The following is a 17,313-nucleotide window of genomic DNA, read 5'->3' on the forward strand; positions in this document are numbered from 1 at the left end:
AGTATTAGTTTTATCATCAAATTCATCTTCTAAAATTAAAACTTGATTAATATTTATTTTTATTCAATTGTTCAACAATTAGTGCTGAAACTCGTGATTTAGAACTAAAATGGGGATGACCCACAATTAATAATGTTTTATTGCCCATTAACTACACACCTCCATTGTTACTACTTTATATTATAAGCCTAATTAGATGAAAATAATAATTATTCTTCAAAAATATATGTTAAATCCTTAAAACTATTGCCTAAATCAACATCCTCAGTCTTAACACCTTTGATATTGATTTCAATATAATCATAATCTTTACCAGCAAATTTTTTATGACCCGTAAGCGCAATGACGTCGTTATCACGTGTTGCTTCAAAGTTAAAGAAAGTTAAACCACCCATATCATCTAAACCAAAACATTGGAAGATTGGATATAAAACATTACCAAGATATGCTGCTTTGGTTTTTTCATCACCTTTAGCAGTTTGAAAAGCATTCCAAAAGTTTGAAGCATTACCTAATTCACCAGAATCACTAGTTTTAAAGGTATTAGGTTTAGGTTTGTCAGGAATTAGCTGCTCAAACTTGGCACCATAACCAATTAAAGTATCATAAAAACTCTTAGTTTTTGAATTTTTTTCTTTTTTATTTAACGTAAAATGTTGTTTGTTTGTTAATTGGGAATCTGTATATGGGTAAATACTTTTGTTAACAAAATCTTGCATATCAGTAAAGTTAGCATCAAAGTTACAAGTTTTTTTAATATTAGGGATATCATAAACTGATAATTCTAATTTAATTATCGTAGTAGCTTTAATAGTATCATCAAGATTAGTAATCTTATAAAGCAACAAACTATAGTCTTTTCTAGCATTATGAAGTAAAGTTTCAATTCTTTTCATAATATCATCTTTAAAATCACTAACTTTAGTTTTGGTTTTATTTTTATCATAGAAAAAAGTATTAATTTTACCATCACGTTTGGTACTAATTAAATTAACAGCATCACTTAACCGTTGATTTCAGTCAACTGGTGGCGATTTTTGAAATAATTTACAAGCAGTAAGGTTAATAGTTGTAATAGTTGTTAGCGTCATAACGCTCATAATTTGTAAAAGTTTTTTCATAATTGGTTCCTCTAATATGAAAGTAATTAAAAGTTATTTACTAATAATACGCCCACTTTTTTTGTTTTAATAATTCGGATTTTTATTTGTTCCATTTCATTAGCATCACTTAATTCATAAAATAAATGATAATAAATATACCGTAATTCACTTGTTTTAATATTTTGTGTTTCAACAAAATTTAAGAATTTATAAATTTCAGTTAGTAATATTAATACTTCTTTTTTGTCACTAGTAGCAAGCACTTTATCTTTAATTTTATTTCGAATAATCAGTGGCGCTTCTTTTATAAATAAGTAATCATCTACTACTTTTGTCGAATCTCAATTATAAAATATTTTAAAGTTGTCAATTTTATCACTAACATCATTAATATTATGTAAAATCTTTTTGACATCATTTTTAACTAGGCTTTGGACAAAGACTGCTAAAATTAATGCTAATGAACTAGCAGGAATAAAATATTTTAAAACTTGGTCAATATTAGTTTGACCAGCAGTAAATTTTAAGATTAGATTTTTAACAATTAAATATAAAACTTCAATTCCTAAAATAAAGAATAATGAACGTTTTTGTGAATCTTTTCATCAAGGATTACCTAAAATTTGATGTTTTTCACCGACAATTTTTTGTAATATTAAATAAATAATAAGATAGAAAAATCAGTAAATTAACACTAATGCAGTAGTAAAAGCATTAGTAAAACAGAAAATATAAGTAATATTTTTAGCAACGTTTAACAGTAAGAACGTTTTAAAGATAAAGAAATTATTTTCAAAGCTAGAAATCACTTCGTATTTAGTTTCAACATATTTTTTAAATCAACATTTGATTTGAATTAAAATTAACGCGTTAGCAGCAACACAACTACCTAAAATAGCAATATATAAATATGTTTTTAAAGTGGTAATAACATCATCAGTAATTTTAGCATTATTGAAAAAATCCATAAGTAAAATTTTACTAAAATCTTTACTGTCACTTTCTCATAATATAGCAGTTATGATTAAAGCAATTGTAAAAATTAATCATAAAATAGTTTGTATTAAATATTTATTACTAAATCATCTTCAACTAGATTTTAATAACTGATATCTTGTCATAGTTATCATCTGCCTTATTTTTGATTATACCTTTATATTATATGATAATTACTAAAATTATGATAAATTATCACTTCAGGTTTGTGCAATAGTTAAATTACAAACATCTTCACTAATAATACTTAATAAATTGCTAATAAATTTTTCATAGTTACTACCACTAGGTAAATTCATAATTTTACCTTTTGGATAACGATAAGGGTCTTTACCTAAATTATATTTTCAATTTAACGTTAATTGTTGATTTTCAATATGGATAATTGGTAAATTTTGTTGGTTTAAACTAGCAGCAAATTGATTAAGTGCATCTATCACTCGTGGCTCTAACAATAATCGTAATTTGATTTGGTCATTACATTTAACTTCAAACAAATTTTCAAAAAAATTTGATTCTAGTTGAATTTGTTTTTTACTACTGAATTTTTTAGAAAATAAATTACGTGGTGTTAAAGTCATGATTAAATTATCATTTTTAATATAAGTTGTATAATAAACAAATCTTGTATAGTAACAAGTGTTTTTACTAGTTGTTATTAGTTCACCAACAACATTATAAGTTTTATCATAGTCTGATACTACTTTTTGATTAATAATGCTCCCATAATTAAAAGGTTGATTATTAATTGTGCCAATCATAACATTTTCACAATAGTTAAAATAATAAGGTTCTTCATCCAATGGTAAATTACCTTGAGGAGCAATTTCTCAATTATCAGTAATTTTTTCTAACGTAACACTACTATTATTATCTTTAACTACTCATTGATAATACTTTTGAATAGGTAGGTTTTGAAGGGTAGTATCGCGAATTTTATTTTTTAAAGCAATGGTTTGAATTATTAAAAAGGCAGCAGAAAGCAAAACAATAATGCTAATAATAGACATTGGTTTTTTAATAAATTGACTTTGAAAAGTAATAATGGAAAAAATAATGCCAATAATAGCTATGATAGTAACAATAATTCATAAAATAAGCCATCAGCGCTTAGTTATTAATTTAATTCATCAATGATTGTTACTATTTTCATATTCTTCATGAATACTACTAGTAATAGCGTTTACTATTTGGGGTGATAAATTATGGTTCATAATTATTCCTTTAATTAAATTTTGTTCTATATAAACAAAAAAAACTAACTTATAAGAATAAAACCTATAGGAAGCTTAAAATGCCAATATAAAACTAATCGTATTATACCATACATATTAGGTAATTTGTCAATCTTCATCAACTTTGGTTGAATTTAATGAACATAGTAATTGTTAATTATTTGACAATTACTAATTGCATCTCAAAAATTATTATTTTTAGATTTTATTTTTAAAACTAAAATAAATGTTATAAATAAAATTGTTACATATAATAAAGTTGGGCTTATAATTAAACATAAAATTACTCCAATTTGCAATTTAAGAAAACTATGATAGTTTTCTTTATTATTTAGAACATGACATATATATGTTACAGAATGGTCTACGATAAAACTTATTCCAAAGTGTGATAAGGTAGCAAACCCGTTATTACGTTTTTGAGAACCTTTTTCGTCATAATGAAAATCACTAAATCCAATTAAATATAATCCGATAATTGTAATTAAAATTATTAAAGCTAACATTATTACAATTATTAACTGTAATAATTTAATTTTTTTCATTAACAATACCTTCCTTTGTAATTATAAAAACCTATTGACTTTAAAATTAAAGTAATGATTTTAAGTAAAACTTATATATTTATTATTAAAGATTAACGAATTTTGAATATTTTACAATGCTTTTTATAAAAAATTTTGGGAACGTGGCAAAGATGTCGATAACTCATCATTTTTAAAAATTGAAAAGAATGATTATCAACTAGTTTAAATTTACAAGCAAATTTATTTGTTACAAAAGATTTTAAAGGTATGTTAGCATTTGATAAAACAAAAGCAACTAATAGTAATGGTACAGCAATTGGAGAAGCTAAATTCTTTTGAGATAGTGAATGAAATATTAATAATATCTCTGGTAATTATAATGTAGATATGTCTAGTAATTTTAAATATAAAGACCCAGATACTAATTTAATTATTGGTTCACCAACTGTAGATTATTCAAAAATAAGTCAAAAATATATGAGTGCTATATTAAATTTTAATTCAGTAGTATTTAGTAGTTTAATACAAATGCCTTATGATAGTGTACAATGATTACCTTTTGCTTTAAGTGATATACCATTAATTGGTAAATTATTAAATGTTTTAAGTTTAGGTATTCCAATTGGTTTTATTATTAATCAAAATAATCAACAATATAAAAAAATGTTATATTTTAATGGTTTTATGTCAGCATTTTTTACAAATAATTTAGAAAATATTATTGGTAATGGTGGTTTAATTCCATTAAATGCTTTTGCTATTGGTAAATTATTAGGTGCTAATGTTTCTACAACTGCTATGACTATGAAATTAACTGATAGAATATCAGTATATCCATGAGACCCTAAAACTGGTCATAAATTAAAAACAAAAGAACAAATAAGTACAGTTGATTTATCACAAAAGAAAAATAATAAAGTTTATATTTTAGCAGAAGATACTGAATTTTTAGATATAGCAAGTCCATTAACTAACTTAGACACAGAAATGCAATGAAATCCAACAAGTAATGGTGTTAGTGATGGTTCTAATTATGCTTATATTATTGATACAATTGTAACTCAATCATTACATCAAGGTGAAGAAAGACATACATTTTATAGTGATAATCCATTTACTTATCAAGGTGATTATAATGAACTTTCAATAGCACAATTTAGATATAAAAATAAAGGTGCTTTAACTAATAATGCTTTTAATTGAACAACTGTATATAAATTAAATCATGATGAATATAAAGAAACTGAAGAAACTACATTTAGTTATCCAGCAAATATCTTACCACCAAGTCCACAAAACATAGCAAAACAAATAATTATAATACCTAATATAAGTATTAATGCTAATGAAAATAATACACTTATAATTTCTCCCCCAAATGTTAATGATATTCAACAATGAATTAATAAAAATCAAAATGTAATAGCTAGAAAAAAGATAGATATTAAATCAAAATTAGACCGAACATTATTAATTAATACTTTTAATGACTTACAAAGATATTATAAAAGTATAACTATATATTATGATTATGAAATAGAAACAAAAGAAGAAATACAAAATAATTATGTTTCAATAGCAGGTCACAGTGGTAATTCTAGTTTTTATACAACCGAAAATTTTAGAAATTCAAAAATAGAAAGTAGTTTTGTTACTATTGATTTAAAAAACTTAAATTTTGTAACTAGTGAACCTAGCGCTAATAATAGTTCTAAAAGTAACTTTGATTATATCACTAATAAGTATGATGATGGTGCTTATGCTTATGTTTATGGAAAAAATAATATTACTGATGGGGTTATTAATTTATTTTCATATAGTTTTACAGTAGGCGAAAGATTAGTTGGAATAGAAAAAAAATATGAAAATCCTAATCCTTTACAAATAGGAATAATTAATATTAATAATGCATTATATTGAGATTTTTATTTACTTGCAACTTTTGGTAGACAAGAAATGATATATTCAGCAGATTTTACAGGTTATGCATATGCTTACAGATATATTAATAATATTAAAACAAATATTACTAAAATAGTGTTAAATCCCAGATAAATTTATTTTCTGTTATAATTAAATTTATTTTCTGTTATAATAAAAATCAAACAATAAATGTTTTAAAAAAGGAGAAATAAAAATGGAACTTTGATTAGCAGATGTAATAATCGTTTCTACAATTATAGGTATAATATTACTAACAATAATCGCTTGTAAAGGTCATGATTTATGCCATAGAAATAAACCATTAGGATTAATTTTTATGTTTATATCACTAAATATTTTTGGTTTTATATGGGGAATATTAATTTTAGGTAATGAAAAAACAATTACAAAAAATAAAGAAAAAGTTATTACCCCACAATAATAAATATTAATGTATAATAAAAAATACTTACTTAGGTAAGTATTGTATTTATATATGGGGTTTAAGGTTAAAAAGTTACCTTAATTGGTAACTTTTTATATTTATTCTTGTAATTCTTCTAATTTTAAAATATTTCCATAAGTAATACCACCAGCGTTGTTAATTCTAATAAAATTATTACTAACTTCTAATTTAAACAACTCAATTCTATTTTTAACTAAACTTCGATTTCGTACATAACTATCTATTGTATATATACAATCATTCTTGTTTGATACTAGTTTATCAAATTCTTTAGTTATAGAATAAGAAATAGGTTGCGTATCTCCGTATCACATATAAGTAACTCTATATTTTTTACCCACAATAAAAGTATATAAAATTCTATCTTTAGTTTGTCTTGTTCCTACTTCTTTTCATTTTGGACATGGACAAGGTGTTGGTGGTATTGGTGGAGTTATTGGTAATATTTGTTCACTATAATTTTTAGTATTTGTATTTTCTGCTTCTTCTAATGAAAGCAAAAAACCAGTTTGGTAATTATATTTTTTTAAATAAATCATTGCTGATGTAACACCTAAATCAACATAATTAGTTACTACCTTTTGATTATTTTCTGCTTGAAATGTACTATCTAATATAGCAGGAGCGCCTCTTCACATAAAAATTAAATATTTACTACTTCCATTACTTTTAAGATATGCTCATGAATAACTAACACGATATAAAGTATTTAATTTAAAATTATATTCAATATTTTCATTACTAATAGTACCAACTGATTTTCATTTAATAAAATTTAATTTTTTATTTTCATCATCAACATATTTTTTAACTCAACCACCATTTGGAATTCATAAATCTGTACCTACATCTGGTTCATTTCTATATAATATTTGATTTTTATTATTTGCTTCATATATAAGATTTAATTTATTTTCTTTTTTATCAATATTTACTTTATTTTCATTAATAGCAGGAACAATTTCTTTTTTATCTGTAATTAATTTTTCATCTTTAATATTTTGTTTCAAAATTATATTACTCATATTATTAGTTACTTCAGTATGAAGTTGACTAATTTTTAATTCTACTGATTTTATATCATTATTATGATTTTCAATACTTTCTTTTTTATCTAATAAATTATTAGTTTCTTCTTTTTTATAATAATCAGTTAAATCTGGTGGTTCACTACCACCAGTAGCACTAATAATATTATCTTTAATAGTTATATTAGTACCTGCAATTAATTTATCTTGTTTTAATAATAATTTATCATCTGCATATTTTTTTGGAATTAAAGTTCCATTTAAATAACTTGAGTAATCTTCTGTAAACGGATTAAAATTTTTATAAGCAACTCATTTATATATAAAATTAGGTACTAAAGTATGTTTTAAAATTTCAATAGCATTTTTTTTATCATCAAGGTCATCAAAATAAATTACTTTATCACTAACATCACTATTAACTATATGAGTTTCTTTATCATATTTAATATTAATAGTTTTTTTTGGACTTTTAAATTCAGGTACTGTAGTACTTGTATTAATACCTCTAGTATCAATATTAACAACTGGTCTTAACATATTTTGTGTATTAGTAATAGTAATTTTAGTTCTAATATCTAATGATTTTATATTAGTATATGGTATATATGCATTTAATGGACTATCTTCTCCACAATTTGAAATAAATTTATTAAAATAATTATTTTTTTGTGGTTCTATTCCTTTTAAATTAAAACCTTTAATATTTGGATATTCTTTAATTTTTCTTAAATAATTAAATACTTCGGGTGGGATAAAATAAGGGTCATCTGGATTAGTTTCACTATAAGTTAATCCACCTTGACTAATTGAACCTTGACCACGTAAATAATCTACATCTTTAGTTAATAAAAATCTAACATAATTAGTAGTTGCTGTTTGAACATTATCTGTAAAATCTGTTGGTGTTATTTCTGGTCATTTTTTACTAATAGTAAAACCACTTAAATAATCAATATTACTACTAGCTACAGATATTGCAAATCAAATTTCATTATCTGGAGTAGTTACTTTATCAAAAAATAATTCATTAAAATATTTTGATAATTTAAATTCTTCAACTGTAATAAATAATATTGGGTCTTTAATTGTCATAATTTACTCCTTAATGTAAAAATAAAGGGTATTTAAACCCTTTAAATTTTAATTTTAGTTACTTTTTTCTTATCTTTATTTGTTAATTCTTGACGTTTTGCTTTTTGAGCAATAATAAAATCTTCAAAATCTTTTTCATCAACATCAAAAGCATCTAATTTTTGTGCAATAGGAGTTTCTGTTAATTGTAATCTATCATTTAATTGTTTAATATTTAAAATAATATATTCAATTAATTTATTAATTTTAAGTTCTTTAGCAACTATATCTTGTTTATTTTTTTTAATTTTTTTGAAATAATAGATAATACAAAAGTAATAATAACACCACTAGTAACTGCTCCTCCTATAATTCCAATTAATAAATATACTGTTAAATTCATTTTTTATTACACCTTTTCTATTTGAATTTTATTTGAATGATTTTTACATAAAATACATTCTTTTTTATGTTTTTTAATTTGTTGATATTGATAAATTAAATAAGGACTTGTAATAATAATTGGAATTATTATTAATCCAAATTTAAGTAATTTTCCATAATTACCTAATTTAGTTGCTAGATTTAATCCTATATGACTAAACATTGGAAATAAAGTTAAAACCAAATGGTCAGGTCAAGTAAAATTATATTGAGTTGTATAACTTCCAATTCCCATTTCTATTGGTATTTTAGGTAGTAATCATGGTGTTATTGTAAAAAATAATGTTATTAATATACCAATAATATGACTAGTTATTTTTAAAATATTAGATATTAATATTTTGATTTTATCTATATGAGTACTATTTTTATTAAATCAAATTTTATTTAATTTTTTATATTCTTTATTATCTTTTGATATTGGATTAATAGTATTTCATATACCAATTGGTTTAATAGGTTTTGTTAAATCTATATCCATATAATCACCTACTTTCATGTTTTATATTTACTTTTATTTTTATAAATAGAAATACCTATATTTTTAGTAGTACTACTTGTTTTATGAAAATTTAAATATTCTTTTCTTTCTACTCTTCATGCTCTACTACCTAATTCAGTTTTTGGTAAAGTTTTAAATTCTTTAAGTTTAAAAAATCCACGTTCTAATCTATTAATAAATGCAGTTGTTTTTAATACATTAATATTAGTTGATTTAAGCACATTATAGCGTTGTTTACCTTTACTAATACCTTTCTTCTTCTTTAAGTTGTTTCTTAACATATTTACGTATTTGTGAAGTTAAAAAACCCCTTAAAAAATATCTTCAAAATATTGTTCCAGCACCACTACCATTTTTACCTTTTTGAACTTTCATTAATTCTCAAGTCTCTTCATTTACATTAGGATAAGTATATGGACCATATCAACGTTTATTTTATATGTATCAGATTGTATTAAAACTTGTAATAATCCTAATTTAAGTGATTTATTAGATTTATAAAATAAACCTTTTTTTAATCATGAACTAGATAATATTACTCAACCTTTATCATCTTTATTATCAGTTTCTTTTACATCTTTATTATTTAAATCTTTAGTATCTTTAGTTTTATTATCTTTAAATAAATTATTAACTTTTTTAATTGGATTAACAAATAATTTATCTAATTCAGTTTTTAAAATAGTTAATTCATTAGGTTTTAAAATAGATAATAATTTTTTAGCAATATTAGGATTAAAAACTGAATAAGGTTGATTTAATTCTTCAATAGAAACATTTTCACTATCTAACACTGATTTTAATCCATTATCTTTACTATAATTTTTTAATAAACTAACAATTAATACTCGAATATCATCACTAGCTAATGCAGAATATATTAATCTAATAATTAAAGGTAACATTATAAAGTAAATAAACTATTACTACGTTGAATATTAGGGTCATAATCATTAATAGTATCTCTTGTTTCATAGTTATCTCAATCAAAATTATTATCATCTGATATTATTGGTTGAGTTTCATTATCAATAAATGAAGTTTCTTGCATTTCTCTATCATGATTTGTTTTCATTGGTAATAAATTATGTATAATTTCACTAGCACCCGCTATTATTGTAGGAATAGCATAAGCATTATTAAAATCATTATTAATACCCATTGCTACACCACTACTAATTAAACACCCAACAGTACCCATATTTGCTATTTTTCTTATTGGTTCAAATCTATTAGGTATTAATTCAGTAATTCCACTAATAAGATTTGAAATACCATAAGCATTTAATGAAATATAAGTATCTCAATCCATTAAATTATTAGAATTATTATTAAATAAATTATCTGGAAATGGATTAACAGTTGTTGTACTAGAAGTTGTAGTGCTTAATGTTGTTGTATGTATAGGTGTTGTACTACTAGTAATAGGAAACGGTGTTGTAGTAGGTTCTATTGGTGTAATAACAGTTTTAAAAACTTACTATAATTTACTAAAGTAATAGTTCCTAAACCTAATAATATTTTTTTAGAAGTATTAATAAATTTAGTTTTAGAAGAAGGTCTTTGATTTAAATTTCATATATCTAAACCTAATTTTTTACCAAATAATAAACTATTAATTGAACCTAATATTGGATTACCTATTAATTGACCATAATAAGCACTGGTTCCAATCATTGCTGAAATTGGACTTATACCTGTTCTTATTAATTTTATTAAAGTATAGTTACTCAATGGTATAGTTTCAGCATGTTGTGGCATGTTTATTTTCTCCTTTTAATAATTTAGTAGATTTTTTAATTTGAATTAATACTTTACCTTTTAAATTAACATTATCTCCAACACATACAGCAAAATTATCATGTACATTACTTACTCTTATATAATTTGGATTTAATGTTGGAAATTCATAAAGTAATATTGCTAATATATCTTGTGAACTATTTAAATCTTCTGGTTTTGGGGAATTTATAATAATATGTGATTTATCATTAAAATATTTATATATAAATTCCATAATTTAAGCCTTAGTAAATGTTAATTTAACTGTTCCATAATATTCTTTATTATCACCAGTCATAGTTGCACTTGTATTAGTAATATTAGTATATGTTGCTTTTTTAGGTTCAAATCCAACATTACCTATTTTTACTATTGCTATATCTAATTCATCACTAGTAGGATTATCACTAGCAATAGTAATTTTTCCTAAATCTTTATAATAAATTATATTTTGTAAATCTAAAATATTCATATTATCATAATCTGTTGATTGATAAGTAGCATTAACATTAGTTGGGTCTGTTTTATAATTTTTTGCTCTTGCTGTTTTAATTTCATCAATTGTTGGCATTTTTTCTTGAATAATATACATTAAATCTGGTCTAATTGCACTTGGTAATGCATATAATGCTTTCCCAATAATACGAATATTATCTGTTGCATTATCTAATTTATTTCTTACTTTTGTAAATGAAATAGGCATACCTCACATATATCTGTTATAAACTACACCAAATAAATTTAATAAATTATAATCTTTTTCTAAATGCATACCAGAAACTGTATCATGAATAAAATCTTGTTCTAAATAAAAACTTTCATAAAATTCCATACCCATAATTTGATTTGTATATCTTTTACCAGTTGCTAAAGTATTTGCAGCAATTTGACCATAATTTAATAATGTAAATGCTTTTGCCAAATTAAAACTACTATCAATACCACAAGCACCAGTTAAATCTGCTTTATTAATACCAACCGTAATATCATCTACTTTTTTAATTAATTTATTATTTCTTTCTCCAATTATATAATAAGCATTTAATGCTTGTTCTTTAGTCATATTATTTAAATTTAAAGGTAATACTAATGATTTAGCAATTGCATAATCTTTGGTACCTTGTAAAAATATTAATTCAAAATTTTCTCTTAAATTTCTCATAAATGAACTTGTTCAATTTGAAACAATTTGAGTTGCTACATTTGCTGGTGAAGTCATAAATCTTTCAATATCAAATTCTGGAATATTAAAATCAATTGTTAATTCTTTATCAATAATTAATGTTGTTGTTTTAACTGTTCCTTTTTGTCTTTTAGTACCAGTAAATTCATCTCATGTTGAACCTCATAATACACGAAATGTTGCTCTATATATTGCCATTGCGACACCACTAATATTTACTATTTGGTCAGCAGTAACAGTATTTCTCATAAATAAAGTACTTATTTCAGCAGTTAACTCACCACGAACTTGTGCTTCAAGTACACTTAAAACAGCATTTTCAGTAGGTGTATTATCACCAATAATAAATGCTTTAGGTATTTGTGGAATTGCCATTTTATCCTCTTTCTATTTAATAGATTTAAGTGCATTTCCTCTTGCTAAATTTACAAGTTTTTCTAATTCGTTAGGGTCAGTAATACCTGTAGTTTTTGCTTTTTCATTTAATTTTCTTTCTAATTCTTCTAGATTAATACTATTTGTATGTAAATCTAAAAGAGTTTTAGGATTAAAATCATTTGTATTAGGTTTATTTTCTTGTTTAAAAGATTCTGATATTTTATCAATAAGAAATTCTTTATAATCTTCATTTATTTTATTAAATGCTTCTTGTTTAGATAAAGATTTATAATTATCAATACTCATTAAATTTTTAATTAAATTTACTTTTTTAGTATCTTTAATATTAGAAAATAATTGTTGCTCTTCATAACTATTAATTTTAGTTTCATATTCTTTTAATTTAGTTTGTTGTTCTTGTAGTTTTGGTTCTAATTCAGTCTTAGTAGTTTTGTAAACAAAATTTCGGTGTTGTTCTAATAAACTTTCTAATTCTTCATTAGTATAATTTTTACTTTTATCTCAGTTAAAGTTTTCCATATTTAACTCCTATTCTCACAGAATGACTACTGTTTCCTTAATATTAATTATATCATTTTTATCCTTTAAAATAAATAAAAAATCTATATTTGATATAGATGTTCTAGTCATTATTTTCAATTTTTCTTGGTTCAGTAATATTAATAATTATATTACTTTGTGTATTATTATCTTCTTCAATAATATCAAATTCATTAGGATGTGATTTTCTTCAATGTTCATAAATTAATTGTGGAGTTACTAATGCTTTTTCTAACATATGAGTTGAAATAATACTACGTGTTTTATCATAACTTTTTAAAAATTTTACTTGTCATGGACTATTTCTACGTCGGCAATCATATATAAATTTTCTATCAATTCCAAGAGCGTTATTTAATCCTTGTGGTGTTAATGTTTTATTTTTTGTTCGTAAATAATTACTAATTTTAACCTCATAATCTCCTAATTCTTTTCTTTGTTTTGGCATATTATTCACCTTTTATCCTTATGTATATTATAACATTTACTATTATTCTTATATATAATCATTTTAGATTAATAATTAAGAAAGGAATTAATATTATGACTTTAATTAATAATGAATTTAATTATTATAATTTTGATAATGAAATAAATAACAATACTATTAATTATTTAAAAAATAAATGATTAAATTATGATAATGATTGGTATAAAACTAAATATAAATATGTTAAAACTGCTAAAAGAAGCCCAAAAACTCAATATGGTATAGTAGAAAATATTTATAGAAAATGTTATTTAAATTTAGAAAATAACGAATATTTTTATCCATTAGATAATTATATAAAAATTAAAAAAAGAAAAAGAATAATTGATATTTTAGAAAATATAGTAATAAAAAACTCAGGAAATGGTAAAAGACAATGTGATATTAAAGATATAATTCCAAATTCTCATATTTCTAAGATGTCTATTACTAATATAATGAAAAATACTAAAATAAATATTGAAAAACCAAAAGAAAAAAAGATAGTCTTAGAAAATGAAAAATTATTTGTAAATATGGATGATTGTTTTTTAAATTTATTAAATGATAATAAAAAACAAAAATATCGTATTCGTACAATTAGCGCAAATAATGGTACAGATTTAAAAAAATCTACTAAAAATAGAAATGTTTTGAAAGATAAAAAAATTATTTTTATGAAAACTAAAAATGGTCAAATAATTAAAAAAGTAGAATTAATTGATAAAATTTATGATTTTCTTAATTCAAATTTTATTTATAATAAAAGTAGTTTAGTATTTATTGGTGATGGCGCACCTTGAATTAAAACTTCTGCTAAATCAGAAAATATTCCATATTTAATTGATAGATATCATGCTTGTAAAACATTAAAAAAAGCATTTATTTTTAATAGAAAATGAAAAATTAAAAAATGCTAAAAAACTATTTTATAATGGTAAATATTATGAATTATTAAAATTTTTAAAAGTAAATAATATTGATGAAAAAATATATAAATATTTTAAAAATAATAAAGAAGGTATTATTAATCAAAAAGAAAACTGAAATCAAGGTGTTTGTGCTGAAAGTGATGTTTCACATTTAGTTAAATCATTAAAAGGGTATGGTGCTAAAATATATTCAGATAAAGTATTTAATAATATGCTTTTAATTAATTCAGCAAGAATTAATAAATTAAATCTATTGTTTTAATATTATTAAAACTAAATAAATCTTAACTTAAATAGTTAGGAATTTTTGTTATAAAATAATAAAAATAAAAAGTAAAAATGCTGTATTTATATTAATAGTATGGTATAATAATACCAACAATTAAATAATTTAATGTTGTCTTTCATTTAAAGAAAATTAAATTATAACTATTAACTTTATACGCCCATTAGTGCGGGGTCAAGGTGGATTAACTTATAGTGAAACTAATCCAGATGACCCTTATTTTATCCCACCCGAAGTATTTAATTATTTAAGAAAAATTAAAGAATATCCAAATATTAAAGGTTTTAATTTAAAAGGAATAGAACCACAAAAAAATAATTATTTTAATAAATTTATTTCAAATTGTGGAGAAGATAGTCCATTAAATGCATATATACCATATACTAATATAAAATCATTAGATATTAGAACTAAAATTACTATTACTAATACACAAAATATGTTAAGACCAGTTGTTAATATTGATACTAGAGGTATTAATACAAGTACTACAGTACCTGAATTTAAAAGTCCAAAAAAAACTATTAATATTAAATATGATAAAGAAACTCATATAGTTAATAGTGATGTTAGTGATAAAGTAATTTATTTTGATGACCTTGATGATAAAAAAAATGCTATTGAAATTTTAAAACATACTTTAGTACCTAATTTTATATATAAATGAGTTGCTTATAAAAATTTTAATCCGTTTACAGAAGATTACTCAAGTTATTTAAATGGAACTTTAATTCCAAAAAAATATGCAGATGATAAATTATTATTAAAACAAGATAAATTAATTGCAGGTACTAATATAACTATTAAAGATAATATTATTAGTGCTACTGGTGGTAGTGAACCACCAGATTTAACTGATTATTATAAAAAAGAAGAAACTAATAATTTATTAGATAAAAAAGAAAGTATTGAAAATCATAATAATGATATAAAATCAGTAGAATTAAAAATTAGTCAACTTCATACTGAAGTAACTAATAATATGAGTAATATAATTTTGAAACAAAATATTAAAGATGAAAAATTAATTACAGATAAAAAAGAAATTGTTCCTGCTATTAATGAAAATAATAAAATTAGTGCTACTGGGGGAAGTTCAGTTGATGAAAATAGAATATTTGATAATAAAGATGATAAAGATACTACTACTAATTTAATTAATAATGTTATTAAAAAAGGTGCTAATACATTAACATATAGAAATAATCCGTTTGTAACTGATGATTTAGATATTCCACATAAAAAATATGTTGATGATAAAATTAATGAATTAAATTTTATTAAATGAAAATCAGTTGGTACTATTAGTAATGAAAATATTGAATATAATTTTAAATTAAATACTTTATATAGAGTTGCTTATTCATGAGCATATCTTAAAAGTAATGGAAGTAGTAAATATTTAATTTTTATGTGAAGAGGCGCACCTGCTATATTAGATAGTACATTTCAAGCAGAAAATAATCAAAAGGTAGTAACTAATTATGTTGATTTAGGTGTTACATCAGCAATGATTTATTTAAAAAAATATAATTATCAAACTGGTTTTTTGCTTTCATTAGAAGAAGCAGAAAATACAAATACTAAAAATTATAGTGAACAAATATTACCAATAACTCCACCAATACCACCAACACCTTGTCCATGTCCAAAATGAAAAGAAGTAGGAACAAGACAAACTAAAGATAGAATTTTATATGATTTTATTGTGGGTAAAAAATATAGAGTTACTTATATGTGATACGGAGATACGCAACCTATTTCTTATTCTATAACTAAAGAATTTGATAAACTAGTATCAAACAAGAATGATTGTATATATACAATAGATAGTTATGTACGAAATTGAAGTTTAGTTAAAAATAGAATTGAGTTGTTTAAATTAGAAGTTAGTAATAATTTTATTAGAATTAACAACGCTGGTGGTATTATTTATGGAAATATTTTAAAATTAGAAGAATTACAAGAATAAATATAAAAAGTTACCAATTAAGGTAACTTTTTAATTAGGTGCCAACCTAATGTTTTTCTTAATTAAACTCTAAGTAAGAATTTTTATATTATACATTATTATTTAAGATTGTGGGGTTTTATCTTTTTCTTGTAATTGTTTTACTTCTTTTCTTTTTTCATAATCATATAAAATTAATTTACCTTTTTTAATTCCTAATTCTTCTAACAATCCATTATATTTTTTTTGAATTATTATTATACCTATTATTAAACCAAATATATTTAATGTTATGAATAAAACTAGAATACCCCAAGCACTCCTATCTTCTCGTATGCAAGTTAACATAGCTACACCTATCATTGTAAATAATGTAATAAAACCTAAAAGTAATATAGAACCTAGCACTGTTAATATTATTGCTCAAGTTGGCATTTTTATCTCCCCCTTTATAATAATAAATTATAATACAT

Annotated in this window: 20 protein-coding genes; 4 read left to right on the top strand and 16 right to left on the bottom strand. The window is 22.4% G+C overall.

What is annotated here, in order from left to right; all coding sequences use genetic code 4:
* Positions 1 to 209: 209 nt before the first annotated feature.
* The 4 genes from AAHM98_RS03825 to AAHM98_RS03840 all read right to left on the bottom strand — a co-directional run bounded on the left by AAHM98_RS03825 (position 210) and on the right by AAHM98_RS03840 (position 3,879).
* Positions 210 to 1,121, bottom strand: a complete 912-nt coding sequence (locus AAHM98_RS03825; protein WP_342277143.1) for a hypothetical protein — start codon at positions 1,119 to 1,121, stop codon at positions 210 to 212.
* A gap of 26 nt (positions 1,122 to 1,147) precedes the next feature.
* Positions 1,148 to 2,224 (bottom strand): hypothetical protein, encoded by a 1,077-nt coding sequence (locus tag AAHM98_RS03830; RefSeq protein WP_342277144.1) that lies wholly within the window; start codon positions 2,222 to 2,224, stop codon positions 1,148 to 1,150.
* A 57-nt stretch (positions 2,225 to 2,281) separates the two neighbouring features.
* Positions 2,282 to 3,313: a DUF3137 domain-containing protein gene (locus tag AAHM98_RS03835; RefSeq protein ID WP_342277145.1), complete on the bottom strand. Its 1,032-nt coding sequence runs from the start codon at positions 3,311 to 3,313 to the stop codon at positions 2,282 to 2,284.
* Between the two features lie 155 nt (positions 3,314 to 3,468).
* Positions 3,469 to 3,879, bottom strand: a complete 411-nt coding sequence (locus tag AAHM98_RS03840) for a hypothetical protein (protein WP_342277146.1) — start codon at positions 3,877 to 3,879, stop codon at positions 3,469 to 3,471.
* A gap of 249 nt (positions 3,880 to 4,128) precedes the next feature.
* Here AAHM98_RS03840 and AAHM98_RS03845 point away from each other — a divergent pair, with 249 nt between their 5' ends.
* Together AAHM98_RS03845 and AAHM98_RS03850 are read left to right on the top strand one after the other, a co-directional pair.
* On the top strand, positions 4,129 to 5,916 hold the full coding sequence (locus AAHM98_RS03845) for a hypothetical protein (RefSeq protein ID WP_342277147.1): 1,788 nt from the start codon (positions 4,129 to 4,131) through the stop codon (positions 5,914 to 5,916).
* A gap of 82 nt (positions 5,917 to 5,998) precedes the next feature.
* A complete protein-coding gene (locus AAHM98_RS03850) occupies positions 5,999 to 6,226 on the top strand; it encodes a hypothetical protein (protein ID WP_342277148.1) in 228 nt (75 codons plus the stop codon).
* 101 nt (positions 6,227 to 6,327) lie between these two features.
* On the opposite strand, the gene AAHM98_RS03855 is transcribed toward AAHM98_RS03850, so the two are convergent.
* From AAHM98_RS03855 to AAHM98_RS03905, 11 genes are all read right to left on the bottom strand, one after another.
* Entirely contained in the window at positions 6,328 to 8,373 is a 2,046-nt protein-coding gene (locus tag AAHM98_RS03855) for a hypothetical protein (RefSeq protein WP_342277149.1), read from the bottom strand.
* Between the two features lie 388 nt (positions 8,374 to 8,761).
* Positions 8,762 to 9,277, bottom strand: coding sequence for a hypothetical protein (locus AAHM98_RS03860; protein ID WP_342275917.1), 516 nt, complete (start codon positions 9,275 to 9,277; stop codon positions 8,762 to 8,764).
* Between the two features lie 8 nt (positions 9,278 to 9,285).
* Positions 9,286 to 9,579, bottom strand: coding sequence for a hypothetical protein (locus AAHM98_RS03865; RefSeq protein ID WP_342277150.1), 294 nt, complete (start codon positions 9,577 to 9,579; stop codon positions 9,286 to 9,288).
* On the bottom strand, positions 9,542 to 9,673 hold the full coding sequence (locus AAHM98_RS03870; RefSeq protein ID WP_342277151.1) for a hypothetical protein: 132 nt from the start codon (positions 9,671 to 9,673) through the stop codon (positions 9,542 to 9,544). Before AAHM98_RS03870 ends, AAHM98_RS03865 begins: the two co-directional genes overlap by 38 nt.
* A gap of 20 nt (positions 9,674 to 9,693) precedes the next feature.
* Complete coding sequence (locus AAHM98_RS03875; RefSeq protein ID WP_342277152.1) at positions 9,694 to 10,203, bottom strand: hypothetical protein; 510 nt, start codon at positions 10,201 to 10,203, stop codon at positions 9,694 to 9,696.
* Entirely contained in the window at positions 10,203 to 10,610 is a 408-nt protein-coding gene (locus AAHM98_RS03880; protein ID WP_342277153.1) for a hypothetical protein, read from the bottom strand. The genes AAHM98_RS03875 and AAHM98_RS03880 overlap by 1 nt, the downstream gene beginning before the upstream one ends.
* 137 nt (positions 10,611 to 10,747) lie before the next feature.
* Positions 10,748 to 11,059: a hypothetical protein gene (locus tag AAHM98_RS03885; RefSeq protein WP_342277154.1), complete on the bottom strand. Its 312-nt coding sequence runs from the start codon at positions 11,057 to 11,059 to the stop codon at positions 10,748 to 10,750.
* Positions 11,025 to 11,315 carry a hypothetical protein gene (locus tag AAHM98_RS03890; RefSeq protein ID WP_342275923.1) on the bottom strand — a complete coding sequence of 97 codons (291 nt, stop codon included), beginning with the start codon at positions 11,313 to 11,315 and terminating at the stop codon, positions 11,025 to 11,027. Before AAHM98_RS03890 ends, AAHM98_RS03885 begins: the two co-directional genes overlap by 35 nt.
* A gap of 3 nt (positions 11,316 to 11,318) precedes the next feature.
* Positions 11,319 to 12,638, bottom strand: coding sequence for a hypothetical protein (locus AAHM98_RS03895; RefSeq protein WP_342277155.1), 1,320 nt, complete (start codon positions 12,636 to 12,638; stop codon positions 11,319 to 11,321).
* A gap of 12 nt (positions 12,639 to 12,650) precedes the next feature.
* On the bottom strand, positions 12,651 to 13,181 hold the full coding sequence (locus AAHM98_RS03900) for a hypothetical protein (protein WP_342277156.1): 531 nt from the start codon (positions 13,179 to 13,181) through the stop codon (positions 12,651 to 12,653).
* Between the two features lie 103 nt (positions 13,182 to 13,284).
* On the bottom strand, positions 13,285 to 13,650 hold the full coding sequence (locus tag AAHM98_RS03905) for a hypothetical protein (protein WP_342277157.1): 366 nt from the start codon (positions 13,648 to 13,650) through the stop codon (positions 13,285 to 13,287).
* A gap of 95 nt (positions 13,651 to 13,745) precedes the next feature.
* Here AAHM98_RS03905 and AAHM98_RS03910 point away from each other — a divergent pair, with 95 nt between their 5' ends.
* Both AAHM98_RS03910 and AAHM98_RS03915 read left to right on the top strand, forming a co-directional pair.
* A complete protein-coding gene (locus AAHM98_RS03910; RefSeq protein WP_342277158.1) occupies positions 13,746 to 14,591 on the top strand; it encodes an Mbov_0401 family ICE element transposase-like protein in 846 nt (281 codons plus the stop codon).
* A gap of 464 nt (positions 14,592 to 15,055) precedes the next feature.
* Positions 15,056 to 16,861 (top strand): hypothetical protein, encoded by a 1,806-nt coding sequence (locus AAHM98_RS03915; RefSeq protein WP_342277159.1) that lies wholly within the window; start codon positions 15,056 to 15,058, stop codon positions 16,859 to 16,861.
* 102 nt (positions 16,862 to 16,963) lie between these two features.
* Here the strand turns inward: AAHM98_RS03915 and AAHM98_RS03920 are convergent, their stop codons facing one another.
* The gene (locus AAHM98_RS03920; RefSeq protein WP_342277160.1) at positions 16,964 to 17,275 is read right to left on the bottom strand and encodes a hypothetical protein; all 312 of its coding nucleotides are present in this window, start codon (positions 17,273 to 17,275) and stop codon (positions 16,964 to 16,966) included.
* Positions 17,276 to 17,313: the final 38 nt, after the last annotated feature.

The sequence above is a fragment of the Spiroplasma endosymbiont of Nebria brevicollis genome (genome assembly GCF_964030895.1).
Lineage (GTDB): Bacteria > Bacillota_I > Bacilli_A > Mycoplasmatales > VBWQ01 > Spiroplasma_E.